General features: G+C 50.6%; 16 protein-coding genes. 2 read left to right on the top strand and 14 right to left on the bottom strand.

All coding sequences use genetic code 11. From position 1 onward, the window contains the following. The first annotated feature begins 52 nt into the window (after window positions 1-52). A complete protein-coding gene (locus AC0QH1_RS09830; RefSeq protein ID WP_324630913.1) occupies window positions 53-259 on the top strand; it encodes a CRISPR-associated endonuclease Cas1 in 207 nt (68 codons plus the stop codon). Between the two features lie 890 nt (window positions 260-1,149). Here the strand turns inward: AC0QH1_RS09830 and AC0QH1_RS09825 are convergent. From AC0QH1_RS09825 to AC0QH1_RS09765, 13 genes are all read right to left on the bottom strand, one after another. Then, window positions 1,150-1,668 (bottom strand): hypothetical protein, encoded by a 519-nt coding sequence (locus tag AC0QH1_RS09825; protein WP_324630901.1) that lies wholly within the window; start codon window positions 1,666-1,668, stop codon window positions 1,150-1,152. Beyond that, complete coding sequence (locus AC0QH1_RS09820) at window positions 1,659-1,844, bottom strand: hypothetical protein (RefSeq protein ID WP_324630900.1); 186 nt, start codon at window positions 1,842-1,844, stop codon at window positions 1,659-1,661. Before AC0QH1_RS09820 ends, AC0QH1_RS09825 begins: the two co-directional genes overlap by 10 nt. A 348-nt stretch (window positions 1,845-2,192) precedes the next feature. Further along, window positions 2,193-2,576 (bottom strand): hypothetical protein, encoded by a 384-nt coding sequence (locus AC0QH1_RS09815; RefSeq protein WP_324630899.1) that lies wholly within the window; start codon window positions 2,574-2,576, stop codon window positions 2,193-2,195. 2 nt (window positions 2,577-2,578) lie between these two features. Continuing rightward, a complete protein-coding gene (locus tag AC0QH1_RS09810; RefSeq protein WP_324630898.1) occupies window positions 2,579-2,845 on the bottom strand; it encodes an RAMP superfamily CRISPR-associated protein in 267 nt (88 codons plus the stop codon). A 10-nt stretch (window positions 2,846-2,855) separates the two neighbouring features. Further along, window positions 2,856-3,461, bottom strand: coding sequence for an RAMP superfamily CRISPR-associated protein (locus AC0QH1_RS09805; protein ID WP_324630897.1), 606 nt, complete (start codon window positions 3,459-3,461; stop codon window positions 2,856-2,858). Continuing rightward, complete coding sequence (locus AC0QH1_RS09800; protein ID WP_324630896.1) at window positions 3,461-3,949, bottom strand: hypothetical protein; 489 nt, start codon at window positions 3,947-3,949, stop codon at window positions 3,461-3,463. Before AC0QH1_RS09800 ends, AC0QH1_RS09805 begins: the two co-directional genes overlap by 1 nt. Next, complete coding sequence (locus tag AC0QH1_RS09795) at window positions 3,928-4,473, bottom strand: hypothetical protein (protein WP_324630895.1); 546 nt, start codon at window positions 4,471-4,473, stop codon at window positions 3,928-3,930. The genes AC0QH1_RS09800 and AC0QH1_RS09795 overlap by 22 nt, the downstream gene beginning before the upstream one ends. Window positions 4,474-4,497: 24 nt before the next feature. Beyond that, window positions 4,498-4,818: a hypothetical protein gene (locus tag AC0QH1_RS09790; protein WP_324630894.1), complete on the bottom strand. Its 321-nt coding sequence runs from the start codon at window positions 4,816-4,818 to the stop codon at window positions 4,498-4,500. Between the two features lie 18 nt (window positions 4,819-4,836). After that, window positions 4,837-5,646 (bottom strand): Cas10/Cmr2 second palm domain-containing protein, encoded by an 810-nt coding sequence (locus tag AC0QH1_RS09785; protein WP_324630893.1) that lies wholly within the window; start codon window positions 5,644-5,646, stop codon window positions 4,837-4,839. A 41-nt stretch (window positions 5,647-5,687) separates the two neighbouring features. After that, entirely contained in the window at window positions 5,688-6,143 is a 456-nt protein-coding gene (locus AC0QH1_RS09780; protein WP_324630891.1) for a type III-B CRISPR-associated protein Cas10/Cmr2, read from the bottom strand. Between the two features lie 217 nt (window positions 6,144-6,360). Continuing rightward, on the bottom strand, window positions 6,361-7,554 hold the full coding sequence (locus AC0QH1_RS09775; protein ID WP_324630890.1) for a DUF58 domain-containing protein: 1,194 nt from the start codon (window positions 7,552-7,554) through the stop codon (window positions 6,361-6,363). Between the two features lie 955 nt (window positions 7,555-8,509). After that, window positions 8,510-11,518, bottom strand: a complete 3,009-nt coding sequence (gene pgmB / locus AC0QH1_RS09770) for a beta-phosphoglucomutase (RefSeq protein ID WP_324630889.1) — start codon at window positions 11,516-11,518, stop codon at window positions 8,510-8,512. Further along, entirely contained in the window at window positions 11,505-11,666 is a 162-nt protein-coding gene (locus AC0QH1_RS09765; RefSeq protein ID WP_324630888.1) for a hypothetical protein, read from the bottom strand. The genes pgmB and AC0QH1_RS09765 overlap by 14 nt, the downstream gene beginning before the upstream one ends. A gap of 287 nt (window positions 11,667-11,953) precedes the next feature. On the opposite strand from AC0QH1_RS09765, the gene AC0QH1_RS09760 reads away from it, so the two are divergent. Beyond that, complete coding sequence (locus AC0QH1_RS09760; protein ID WP_324630887.1) at window positions 11,954-12,406, top strand: hypothetical protein; 453 nt, start codon at window positions 11,954-11,956, stop codon at window positions 12,404-12,406. A gap of 425 nt (window positions 12,407-12,831) precedes the next feature. Here the strand turns inward: AC0QH1_RS09760 and AC0QH1_RS09755 are convergent, their stop codons facing one another. Then, the gene (locus AC0QH1_RS09755; protein ID WP_324630885.1) at window positions 12,832-13,533 is read right to left on the bottom strand and encodes a hypothetical protein; all 702 of its coding nucleotides are present in this window, start codon (window positions 13,531-13,533) and stop codon (window positions 12,832-12,834) included. Between the last annotated feature and the right edge of the window lie 72 nt (window positions 13,534-13,605).

Below are 13,605 nucleotides of genomic sequence, written 5' to 3'. Positions count from 1 at the left end.
GTTATACACTTGCGAAGTGCGAGTAAAAGTTTCCGCTAATCGGGTGAGTCATATGGTGGTCTTTGACTGCTGCAATGCTGAAGCGATCGTGGCGGCAAAATTGCACAATTCTCGGGCATTGTTATTGAAGCTGAATCGGCGGCGTCATACCGATGAAGCTTTAATTGCGATCGCACTGTTGGCCGACTGCATGGATAAGTTATCTTTGGCCGAATCGATGGATGCGCGCGGGTATGAAGGAAAAGCCGCTGCTGCATGATATCATCTCCCGGTTGCAACTCCTCTTGTTTTGGATTTCCTTGTAAATAGGAGTTAACATCAGCTTTGCTAACGCCTCGCCGGTTGTGCATCAGTTGATTGCGCTTGTCTTGTTCGCGATCGCGTTTGTAAATCCCCATCCAATCCATCAATTTCCAAAGAGAAAACCCCTGCAATTGGTCAAAATTCCACAACCATTTTATCAATTGCTCATTGTTTGGAGCAAAATAGCGGGACTGAATATTGGCCAAAGTCCAGGATTTTTGGCGACCCAGATAATTTGACCAGTTGCGGTCATTCGTTGATGGCTCAACAAACCGGATTAAATCCGATAACTCTCGGTCTGCATCAATAAAGGTAGAAAAATCAGAAACCTGCACCCCCGGCTGTTTTTGCTGCATAATTTTCTGCAAGTCTGTGCGCGATCGCAGACACAATCCGCGATTGTCCCAAACCAGCAATTCTCCCAGAGAAAGCTGAATCAAATGCCCTTTATAATTGAGGATATCCAGCTTTTTCGGCAATTGAGAAACCAAATGCAAAATAGCTGCTTTCAGAAAGGTTTCGTGGGCTGCAGCCAAAATGGCAATAGCCAGGGCGTAGCTTTCATTTTTTAACAAAATCTCGATAATGTCAAGGGCATCGCGAATTCGCTGCGCCACTTCTGGGGGGTTAAATTCGCGATAACTATCGGTAGTTTTCGGGTTAGCTTTCATATTAAACTGATTGACCAGGAGTTGCAATTCTTCGATAATTTTCCCGTCAATTTCGGGCAATTGGCGGAGCATTTCTAATGCAGCCCCAGGTTGACCGATGAGGATTAACCGCTGCGCTTTTTGCAGTTGCAATCCGCACCAGTAGCGAGAACTTTCGATGAGGGTGGGAGTGGATTTAATCTCGTAGTCTTTGCCATAAAATCGATTGCTGACCAAAAACTGGGTCAAACTGACTGAGAGTGAGGAATTGCACGGCGGAAGAAATAGCCGGCGTGCTAGCTTGGTGACTGACGTAGGCGAGTTGATTTGGGGGAGGGTTTTGCTTGCTCTGTGCTTCTTTCAATACTGCATCCACCTGTTTGACCATTTCCTCCCAATTATCTATTCCCACCGGGTATTCCTCATTCGGATTGGGGGAAACAGAAATGGTATGAAATTCCGGTTTTGTGGGAAAATGCTGCTGAAAATAGCGCTGCAAAATGGGTTGCAAGGTGATGGTATCTTGCCAAAAGGGACAGTCTGACTCTTCTTGTTGGTCGTCGTTAAAAATCTGGGTTTGGTCGGTGAGCAAGATGATAATGCGAGTGGGGGTGGCTAATCCGTTTTCAAAGACTTGGCGGAAGGTATCGAGCAAGGGAAAAGCCAAGTCTTGCCAATAGTTATCGAGTACCTCGGAATGATAGACTAATCCCAAAGCTCTGGCGGGAACCGGATAGAGATTGGTGGTTTCATCTTCTTGCGGGGGGGTCTCAAATTTTCGCAGAGTTTTAAGGGGGAATTTTCCGCTACCTGTTCGTACAAATCAATCCAATTGTGGTCTGTGGTTAGTTGGACGTCGCTATCGCCAATGGTGAGAATCCAAGTTGCCATAATTTTGATTACCTCTGATTACCAAATGCGAGTAAAGTCGCTGTCTTGGGCGAGAAATTGCAAAAAGCGAGTGGAGGCGGGTGGCGGGCAGGGTGGCTGGTTTCGGCGGACGGGCGAAGGGATTGGGTTTAGTTGAAGGTGGGGGTTGTAGGGGTTGAAAGGGGGATTTGGGATAGAGTTGCGTCCATTCATTTTTCCACTGATAAGCGGGATGGTTTTCGTCAGCTTGATTGCGCTGTAGTTGGCAGCTTATGGCAATTTTTTATTGAAACATTAAGGGAATTTCTTTATGGTTCATTGGGGGGGTTTCTTTGCCTTCAGGTCGTCTTTTTTCTTGTAACGTTGGGTCTACCAAACCAGGCGATCGCACAGTTGAATGAGGACGGCGAGGGTATATTGGCGATCGTCTCGGGGAAATTGCTCTTCGTCCCAGAATTTTTCTGCCATTTCTCGCACTTGTTGGGTATTGTTGGGGTCTACGCGATCGTTGGGCACCGCGATGCCGGCTTTGTCCATAATCCGGACTAATTCTCCCCAAGTATCCCGCCAATATTCTCCCGCATCCCGGGTGTCAGCTTTGCCTAACAATCGCAAATGTTCGCCCCAAAATCGCTCCAATCCAAAGGCGGCGGTTTGTCGCATTTTATGGGATTCATTCAGCACTTGTTTATCGCGATAGTCCAGTACCAATTTTTGGGCGATTCTATCCAGGTTGTAATCATATAATGCCATTGTTATAGCCCCTTAATCGTCAGATAGCAGTGACCGAATCCCACGGATTCCAAACCGCCAAGGTATATATACCCTTCGGTGTCATTATCCAGGGGTTTCCAGTCTAATTTGTCCTCGCTGGTTTCGCTGTCTTTGATGCCAAAGGGGAAGACCAGCAGGGTTCCTTCGGGTAAAGCTTCTACGTTAAAAAAGGCGCGATCGTCTACCACTTTTTGCTCTTTTTTCAGCGCCACTCGACTTTGGCGATAGAGGGCCATATCGTGAATCATTCCTATGTCTTTATCCTCCACCACCAGGGCGGGCAGGTTGTTGGTGTCGCCGTCGCTTCACAGGGTATCTAGGGGGAACCAGGGGGATAAGTCTTCTTGGGGTTTCTTTACGGTGACAAACCCAAAGTTGAAGAAGAACACTTCTTGGCCATCGGCTTTTTTTTGCGCTTTTTTTGGTGGTTAATTCTCGTCCTTTCAGTGCTTTAGAACTGGTGTAAGGTTTGGGAATATTGTTGGGATTGTTTTGCTGCAAATTGCCGACAATTCGCTGATAGCGGCGCAGCAATCGCGGACAAGAAACCCAGACAATCGGTTGTCCGGGACAAAAGACGGGCAACCACAAGAGAGACGCTTGTTCGATTTTAATCCGCGACTCGAATTGAATGTCGCGATCGCGCTGTGCGGGCCGCCCATACCAGTCTTCTGCTCGAGTTTCTTCGCCGGACAAATACAGTTGCGATCGCAATCGACCGCGAATCGAACTTCCGGGAATAATCCCGGTTTGAGTAAATTGGTCGCGGAAAATTAGGTTCAAATTTCCGGTTTCTTCTCCGGCGGTTGCCCCTACATGCAAGGGGGCGAGGGTTTCAATAATCCCGTAACCTTTGCGATACATTATGCCACTCCTTTGCTGTTACGCTCTTCTAATCCGGGAACGGCGATCGGCAAGCACAAACCGCCGCCCACATGCTTGAACAATCCATTTTGCGGAAACCATGTTTTCGGCCATTCCCACCAACATTTGTTTAGGGGTTTTTCTAATACATAAACGCTGCCGGCGGGTACTGCATAGCGCCCCCGTCCCAATTGTCCTCCCGCACTGTAGCGATAGGGAATCGGTTTGTCAGTGAGCATTTGCAGGGTGTGGGGAAAATCCTCGCAATGGGCGCGATCGGGAGAACGATAGGAAAATCGATTCGACCCCCACACGCCGGGCACAATTAAGGCAAATGTTCGCTCTATTGGCTGTTCTAACAGGTTTCGCATTTTGCCTTTCAATTCCCCACATTCGATTTCTACTAAATGACTCTCGCCCCCAAACCGATACCATCCCGATTCCAGGGGATAGGTGGACAGATAAACTAACTCAAATTCGGGATGCATTTGCACGGTATTTTCCAAAAATAAGCCGCTTTCTTGCAGGACGCTGCGTTCGTTTTTTTCATCTGCGGATGCAAACAGGGCGCGAAAGTCCAGGGCGGTTTGCCACTTTCTCTATTCTTGAAAATGGCGGTTATATCATCCCAATTGGTAATCGATTGCCAGGTATAGTCCGGGTCGAGTTCGGGGGTTTGCTGATGCCAAATGAGTTCGCCATTTTCCCACTGTATTTCCCATCTATCCCTACTTTTTTCGCCAATGACAATTGTCCAAGGAATGGGAACCATAATTTTATTGGGTGTCCCTTGTTCTGCCCAAAATAGACCAGTAACGTACAACTGTTCTTTCAGTTCTTGTTTGACCGTGGGATTGCGATAATGAGCGCTAAAAAATAGGCCGGCTAATGTGGCGGCATCGGGGGGAAATTTGGCCCCGGAACGCCCCACTAGGTTTTCTGGGGACAAAAAGCCGCCGGTACTCCCATACATTGCCCCTAACGGGCGAATTTTTATCTGGTATTCAAACATGGATTCGGTCTCCTAGGGAAGGGGTTAGGACAGCAGGTGCCAACCGATTTGGATTAAATTATCGATCCAGTGAATCAGTTCGCAATTTCTTTGGCGATCGCTTTGGGCAGCGGAAAAAATTTGCTGGCGATTCTGCTTCAGGGTTTCTTTCCAACCGGGAAAGTAAATCTCGAAAAATTGCAATGCTCCCGTGCAAAAATCCAGAATCGTATTGTCATCGAAAGAGTCTAAGTCATTGGCACTCAATCCAACGGCATGACGGGATTTGAGTTGCGCTAGGTCGCGATACACGTGACTCCAATTCGACTCGCCATCTAGGTCTTGATAGGCGTTTAATATCTGCAAATAGTCCCAGGGAGTCGTTTATTCCACGAACTGCCCGTTGTTGAAAACCACTCGAATGGTAATGCGATCGCGTCCTCGTTTTTTAAACCGGTCTTGGGTTTCCCGACAATGTTGCAATCCATCTCGTTGCGGAACGCTACCGCCTACCCAGACCACTCCCAAACTCAGAGTTGCATTTTCTTTAATTAACGGATATAATTGTTGCTGTAATCCCTTCCAAATTGCATGCAATTCTTTCAATTGCTCTAGGACTTGCTGGCCGGAAATTTGTTCGGGTTCTCCTCGATAAAGAATGCCGAAAAAGTCATCGCCGCCAGCATAAATCATCCGCCCCAAGTCGCGGGGAATTAACTCGTATAAGTCGGTTCCCCACTGGCGCAGGAGTCGGCTAAATTCGCGAATTCCTGCATCCCCACCCAGTTCTAGGGATTTTTGCAGCAAATCGCCCATTTTATCTCCATCTCCCATAAACCACCCGGACCAGTAGGAGGTTCCTGCATCGCTTTTGCGATTGATATCTTTAAACCGTTCCGGAGGCGCAATTCCAATGGGCCGACCAAATTGAGCGTGAGTCACTAACCGCTTGACTAATTCGAGAATGCTCAATCGTTCGTTTTCTGCAATAAATTTCCCTTCGATTTCCGGGTTTTCGCTGTCGGTTTGTCCCGGAGATTGCGGTCCGTCGAATATCTGGGCGAGGATGTGGTAAAACCGCTCGATTTCCTCGGTTTCCTGTGGGGGAAATCCATGTTTTGGGTTAATATCTGGCGCTTCTAATCGCGGATAGGCGATCGCATCAGCGCCGCTGAGACTCGAACTATTCCCCATTCAATTCATCGCTGTCCATCGCCGAGACAGTTTGCGGTTTTCTAACTGTAGTTTGGCTTTTTCTGGCGTTTCTCCTTGTCCCCAAAACACCTTCCAGGTGTGCTTTTTCCATTTCTCCCATTCGGGTTTCCAGGTATAAGCGAATTTCCCGCGATCGCCCCCTCCCGGGCAATTTTTTCTTCCAGTCTGCGGCGACATTGTTCTAATACCTTCCCCCAAGCATCCAGCAACGCATGGCGGGCCGTTTCTTCGGGAAAATCGCCGCGCAGCAAAATCCGATTGGGCATTCCTTTGGCAATTTTGGGCAATCCTGGGGAAATCACTTCTACCCCTTTCTCTTGCGCCGCTTGGATAATTGCTCGACTCAGATAAGATAATATCAAAGATGCCCCGTATAGGTCGCGCAATTTGCGGGATTTTTCGATAAATCCTTGGATCGGAGCAAAAGTGACCAACACATATTGACGGTTGTCTGAACGGGACTCCTCACGATTCATGGGCGTTCCCCCCGTGCGAATACTTGTTTTATGTTACTTCATCCCTTACTCTCTTTTGCCAAACTACAGATTTTTTTAAACATTTTATGGGGGCGATCGCCTTTTCACCGTCAGATGCTTTGGGATCCCCCCAACCCCCCTTAAAAAGGGGGGCTATAAATAAATCCCGCAGTCGCACTTATAGTTTTGCGCGATCGCGCCTCTTCCGGGGTAGCACTTAGGGCAAGGCGGACTGTAACTGTAGCTGCAGGGGTTTATCCGGGAGGATTTCGATGCCGGGAAAATTGGTGTTGGCTAGGATTGTGCCCGTTTCCGCTTGCGATCGCGGCCACAAGACGTAGCGACTGCCCCGGGGTAAGCGATCGAGATTGTGAGGATTTTGGGTGAGCCAAATTAACGGTAAAAAGGGCGGTTCTCCCGCGATCGCATCTTCTCCCGCATCGGTGGCGGCCAAGGCTTCTAGCACTTGGTGATTGCCATGTATCAAGCCGCTGCCTGCAGTCCATAGTCGCACGTTGAGCTGGGCGCGATCGGCATAAAAGAACAAGGAGGCAGCGGCGATCGCGGCTTGTTCGAACTGCTCTAAATCCCAACTGCTGGTGCTATCGAGAGCGACGATTAACTCCTGTCCCCCGGTGGCGGTTTCCAATTCTCGCACTCGCAGTTCCCCATAGCGGGCGCTGGTGCGCCAGTGAATCAACCGGGTGGGGTCGCCAATCCGGTAGGGTCTCACGGTGCGGGTAATCCCTTCAGTGGCCATGTTAAACCGCCGATCGCTGTGGACGAGAAAGCTATCTTCCGCCCCCATGCGATCGACTAGGGGACAGGTAGTGAGAGGTAGAACCTCGGGATAGACAATTGCCGTGGCGGGGGCATGGCGCGATCGGCGACACCAAAATAACCCCAACGGCGTCCCGCTTCTCACTTGCACTTCGTGCCAACGATAAATTCCGCGCCGCTGCATGGGTAGAGAATACACCCACCGATACGTATTGTTCTCCGGGATTTCTTCGATCGCCGCTTGGATGGGTTTTCCCCACACAAAGGGAATCATATCCCGCACTTGCAACAAGGTTTTCTTGTGCTTAGACCGATTTTCTACTTCGATTTCTACGGTTAAATTCTCCCCCGCACTCACCGGTTCGAGGGGTCGCCGATGCAGGGTCAATTCCTGCAGCGATCGCCAGGGCAAAATCGCCGCAAAACCTAAAATGGCGCAACTGACGCCGCTAATCACATACAACCAACCCGCCATTGTGTTGGTTGCAGCGCCAAAGAAAAATAAGGTTAATCCTCCCAGCAACCATCCGGCGTAGGCGGGATTCACCCAGTGGGTTTCTAACCAATAGGCTAGCCGTTTTTTCAGAGAATTTTTTTCGATTCGAGAAGCCATTCGTTGTCCCAAAGTCATGGAAAATGCACCACTAAAATAGCCGATATGCTTCTTCCGTTATAGCAGGGAAAGGGGAACGGAGAGCGGAACCCTCGGTTTAACCCTCGCTTCGCCGATTCTCATCTGCTATTCCACATCCAATTTCTGCTAGTTCATTGGGATGTTCTCGGGGTGGCGCTTTACCGACAAAAAAAAACTGGGTTAGAGATTCTCTAACCCAGACCGAGGGTGAACAATGAACGCTGGTATTACTTCCGGTTTATCCCTTTGCTGTTCGGGAGTGTTTTCACCGGTCTGTTACGTCTTTCTTCTTTATCCTATCACAGACAACGCAAACTTGACCGGGATTCTTATCACGAAGCGTTCATTCGGAAGTAATAGAAAACTTTTTTCCCCTTTCCGAGATGAAGCGCACTGGAGGCACTGTCTTTTTTATGCCGCTAGGGGGTAGGGGAGGAACCCTGATTGGGGGAGAATTTTGGAGAAAATTCGACCTTTTTCATGTTTTTGTTGCACCCTAATGGTATATTTGAGGTTGGAGCTGAGCCTTTGGGTTCGCCATTCCCCTCTGTGGGGGTTTCGGAATTGAACTTCCGAATCGCGAATCCGCTGGGCGGGAGATTGGGCGCGGCTTGCAACCGCTTGGCTGCCCTTTCCTTTCGCTCCGTTGGATTCATCATAGCTCAGTGCTTTCACTGATGTCAAGGGGGTAAAGAAAAATTTTTTTTGCCAGATTTTTTTGCCCCTCTCCGGGCGCTGTAAATCCGCATTGCGATTGACTTTCAGCAGATTGGCTTTCGGGTCGCCTCCCCCGAACTGCTGTTAAGCTTTACCGTATTTTTACTTATTTGTCTCCTGTTTGTCACAAAACTTTACATTTGGCGAAGAACCACAAGAGGGTCAGGAGAGCTGTGTCTCCTGACCTGGGTGGGTAAAAACCCCGAGCAGCGGATGGCTTAGTTGACGCCGGCGGCTAAACGGTTACCGACGGAAGGGTCGGAGGATTGAGGTTGCGGGGGCGATGGGGGGTGGGATGCGATCGCTCCACCCTTGTCAGTTGTCCGCGCAGATCGGCCCAGGAGACGCCGGACAAACTGGGCAAGTTGAGATGAGACTGTTGGAACCGTTCCGGCGGTCCGAGGGCGACGGCCCACATGTCGGCAGCGATCGCCGCTTGGATCCCGGAGTCGGCATCTTCAAACACCACCAATTGCGACGGATCGATTCCCAACTGTTCGGCGGCGTGCAAGAACAGGTCCGGGGCGGGTTTGGAGCGCACCACGCTGTAGCCATCGGCGATCGCATCCACTTGCGAGGCGATGCCCAACCGTTCGACCACACTGCGCGCATTTTGACTCGCCGAGGCGATCGCGATTTTTATCCCGGCATTTCGCAACTCCTCGAGAAACTCGGCGGTTCCGGGTAACAAATCCTCCGGGGAAATATGGGCGATGGACTCCACATAATACTGATTCTTGCGATCCATCATCTCCTGCATTTGCGCCTCGGACACCTGGCGATCGCCGAGTAACTTCACCAGAGAATCCGATCGCGAGAGTCCCCGCATGGATTCATTTGCGGCGCGATCGAACGCAATCCCCGCTTCATCGGCGAGACACTTCCACGCCTGATAGTGATATTCCGCCGTATCGGTCAGCACGCCATCCAAGTCAAACAGAACCCCGCGAATTGTCGGCATCACCCGAGGCAAGTGTTGCGACATCATAGGATTAAGCGTGAGCAACTCCGAGTTCACCCCCTTGGGCGTGATATTGAACCGATACCAGTCCTCGCCGTAGCGCACTTTAAACATCAGGCGCGTCCATCCCGGGGGCAGATGCGGATATACTCCCGGACCGTACTCGCCAAAGCGCAAACCGCCAAATCCGAACACCACCGCTTGCCAAGTCGCCCCGGTGGAGGCGGCGTGAATTCCTTCCCCGGCGTTGCCTCGCACGTCTTCGAGATCCACCAATGCGGCGCGCATCAAGTGTTCGTAGGCTTCTTCCGGACGAGCGAGATGGCAGGCGAGGATGGCGTGAATAGCCGGACTGAGGGACGATCCGTAGGTATGATCCGTGCGCGGATTGTAGTAATCCCAGTTTTTCTCCAGGGTTTCGCGATCGAAGCGATCGCCGAGCAGATAAAGCAGCATCAGCACATCCGCTTGTTTGAGAACCTGTCGCCGCGAAGCCCCTTCGATACCTAGTAGAGCTTGCATGGATTGTTGGCGCGGTTCGTAGTCGGCCAAATCGATAGATTCCAGTTGGAAAAAGCGATCGGCTTGTTCGATCAGTTTGGTTTCCGGATCGAACGGTACCCAGATGCGTGCCGCGATATCGGCCCATTTTGCCAGTCGCGCTTCGCTGAGGTCCAGGCGCGTTCCCAGTTCGCTAGCAATCTCGGGATGGGCGGTTTGCAAGCGCTCCCACAGAGAAAGTGCGGTTTCTAAATGCCACTGTACCAGATAATTGGTGAAGGCATTGTTATCCACATGGTCGTGATACTCGTCCGGCCCGATGGTGTCGCGGATTTCATAGCAGGCGCGATCGCGATTCCATTCTACCCGAGTGCCCCAAAATTTAGCCGTATCCAGCATCAGTTCCGCACCGTAGCGCAACATCCACTGCTCGTCCCCGGTGGCTTTCCAGTATTGCCACACTGCATAGGCGATATCGCTGGTAATGTGGAGTTCGATGTCCCCACACCAAATTCGCACTAGTTCTTTCCCTTCCGCGTCGGGCACCCAGCGCGGGGTCACTTCATCCCCGGTATCGGCACTTTCCCAGGCAAACATCGCCCCTTCGTAACCGCTTTCTGCCGCTTTGCGTCGCGCCCCGGGCAACGTATAATAGCGGTAAGTGAGAACGTTGCGGGCGATATCCGGTTGGCTGTATGACAGGAACGGCAAAATAAAAATTTCCGTGTCCCAAAAGATATGACCGCGATAGGCAAACCCGGACAGGGCCTTGGCGGGAATGCTCACCCTGTCATCGTGGCGCGGTGAGGCTTGCAGCAATTGAAACAGGTTATAGCGAATCGCCAGTTGCGCTTTGGGGTCGCCTTCGATGATGATATCGCAATCTTGCCACAGTTTCTCCCATTGGGCAACCTGCCCTTGGCGCAGGGTTTCGTAATCGTCTAAGTTTGCCAGTTTGTTCAAGGCGGCGCGATCGGGATTGGCAGCTTCCCGGGTGGTGTACAGGGTCACATATTTGCTCGCGGTGACGGTTTCCCCGCGACGCGCCTCCACGCTGGTGGTCAGGGTGGGATATCCCGGAATGCTCATCGCCACTACGGGCCGTTTTTCCCCATTGCCCTGTTTGACCACCAGTTGGGTGGCCATCCCCAGTTCGATGTTGCTGTGGATGGTGGTCAGATGCAACCACACGGCGTCGAATTTTGACGGCAATAAGGGTAAGGCTACCGAATCGATATAGTTTTGCTTCTCGAGATGGGCTAATCCCTGGTCGAGCAATTTCCAGTGCTTGACGCCGTGGTTGTCGGGATAGCCGTTGATGCCGGCTTGAATCTCGATGGTGTCCTCGAAGTCGAGGGGAGTGAGGAAGACTCGGATGGCTCCTACATGGGCTTGTGCAAGGCTGGTAAAGCGCTCGAAGTGCAAATCGAGGGTTTTACCCTGGGGAGTGCGCCAGCGAATCTGGCGACGGAGAATCCCGTGCCGCATGTCGAGTTCTCGTCGGTAGTGGAGAATTTCGCCGCGATCGAGGCTGAAGTATTCTCCTCCAATGGAAATGGCGATCGCTAGCCAATCGGGACAGTTCGCCAGTTCGGTGAAGGCAATCGGTATCTTGTCGTAAACGCCGTTAATCCAGGTGCCATTTTGACCGCCCGGATATCCTTCTTCAAAGGTGCCTCGCGTCCCCAAGTAACCGTTTCCGAGGGTAAAAACGGTTTCCTGGTGGGCGGTGCGGTTGGGGTCTAATTCGGTTTCGGTAATTGTCCAGTCAGTTGAGTACATCACACTCGAGTGTTTGTTTCCCTATGGTATTGAGCGAGGATAAAATAAGCAGGTTTGCCGCTACTGATGCGCGGCGGTGAAGGTTGGCCTCAGATTCACCATCTGTGCCGCTGTTTTTCTGGTGCTGAAAACCTTCTTTTTCTAGCATCCCTCTTCTGCGGGCGGTAGTACCGAAAAGGATGAAAAACTATGGAAAACGATAAGAAATTACATAAAGTTAACAAATGTAAAAAATGTGGGTAAATGTGGATATTTCTCCTCTCTTTCCCCTAACTCGCGATCGTCTCCCGCTGTAGGATAACAAGGGGTTTGTTTGGCGTGACTATTTCTCTCGTTTCACTGTTTCGGTCTGGCTTTGAGCCTTCCGGATATCGGCCAAAATTTCTGCCAATCCCTTCGGGTGCTTGATTTTCCTCCCATTGTCCTGAATTTACAATGAACCGACTCGAACTGAATTTCGCCTGGGCGCTCTACAGTGCCGATCGCCTCGCCAAAACCTCCGGCGATCGCTTCTTCCCGTGGGTTGGTAAACCCAGTCTGTGCGATCGCCCATATTTGGTCTCGATTTCGGGCTTTTTACAGGTTTTTTCGCCCAAAAAGCGATCGCTTTTTTCTCCTCAACCCGGACAATTTCTCCCCACCCGCCAGGGTCTTTCTGGCAGCTTTTTATCGCCGCTTTTTCACTGGCGTTTCGGTCAGGGATTACGGAAATTTTCCCCTCGCTTTTCGGGGAATTTTTGCCCCCAATCGATTGGTCTGCGGTCTTGCATTGCGATATCGGAGACGCTTTCTCTCGCATTCCCTTTTCTTCGGTTGCCAGACCGGTTCATTTCACCCTCGGTCTGGAGTCGGCTTTCCGGCTGCTTTCTAGCAGGCGCGGGGGAATAAATCTCCCTCGCTTGCGGTTCGGTTTGCTTACTGTTATTCTACCCCCAACTTTTCTGCCGCTAACATGGCGATCGCATTTTTTTTATCTTTCCCCTCCCCTCCCTTTGCCACCAGCGTTCCGGGGAACAATTCTCCGGCTTCCTGGTTTTTTCACTGGAACGATTTGGGGAATAGGTTTCGCCCAATTTTGCAGCGTTGGGCATGATATTATAGCAAATTTACCGTCAAAAAACATCCGTAAAAACCCAGAGAACCCTCGGGCGGAACTCACCACCAAATGCGATCGCATCTTGACGCAGAAAAGGGGTTTTGACCTGTTTCTAGGGCGCTTTCACGCCCCTCCCGCTGGCAGATAAAATATTGACATGCAAAGGAAACCCCCTGCATGTCAATTTCAAAAATATTTAGATTTGTATTGGGTTGCGTTACACCTTTTGCCGATCCTCGAGTTCGCACAGTCGCCGTTGTTGGAAGTTAAATTCTACTTGTTCCGGAGTTAAAACGTCATAGTCAATCGTTTCACGCATATCCCATTGCAGTTCGGCTAATAATAACAAGGCAATTCCGACAATCGTCCCCGTAATCAAAAATTGCCAGGTGGGAAAGAATGGCAAAATAATAATGCCGAGTAAATGAAAGATGCCGGCGAGGATAAAGCTGCGCGATCGCATTCCCAATCCAGTGCCAATGTAGCCTAAAGCGGTTAATCCCAACCACAGAGGACACAGGCGCATCAAAATTTGTCCCCACCCCAAAAAAATACTTAAATCCGTTAAAACCGCTCCCCCTATCATCAATATCGCCCACCAGTACACCAACCAGCGCAGTTTTTCTACCCTTACCCAAAACCAGGTTAAACCAGCCATGCATGCCGTGCCCAATGCAGTGAGTGCTGTCCAACAAATCGCTTGAATTGTCCAACTGATGGGGAAAAATTGTGCTGTGGCGAAAATAACTGTCGTTACCCCTGCCCAAATCAGGAAAATTTGGTCAATCCGCGTGTAAAACCGATGCAGTAATTGTCGATTGCCGATTTTCCAGTTCAATGTCCAGAGTCCTTCGAGATCCTGCACGGGTAGATGTTCCTGCTTCCAGCGCACAATGGGTTCGTTCGGGAAGAAAGTCATGATAACCTCCGATACGTTTGGAAACCCCCGTGCTTTAGCCGGGGGAGGAAAAACGAACGTGCGGCTTTAGCC

Source organism: Phormidium sp. CCY1219 (genome assembly GCF_055795085.1).
The sequence above is the reverse complement of the archived record's forward strand: the minus strand, read 5'-3'. Positions and strand labels throughout refer to the sequence as shown.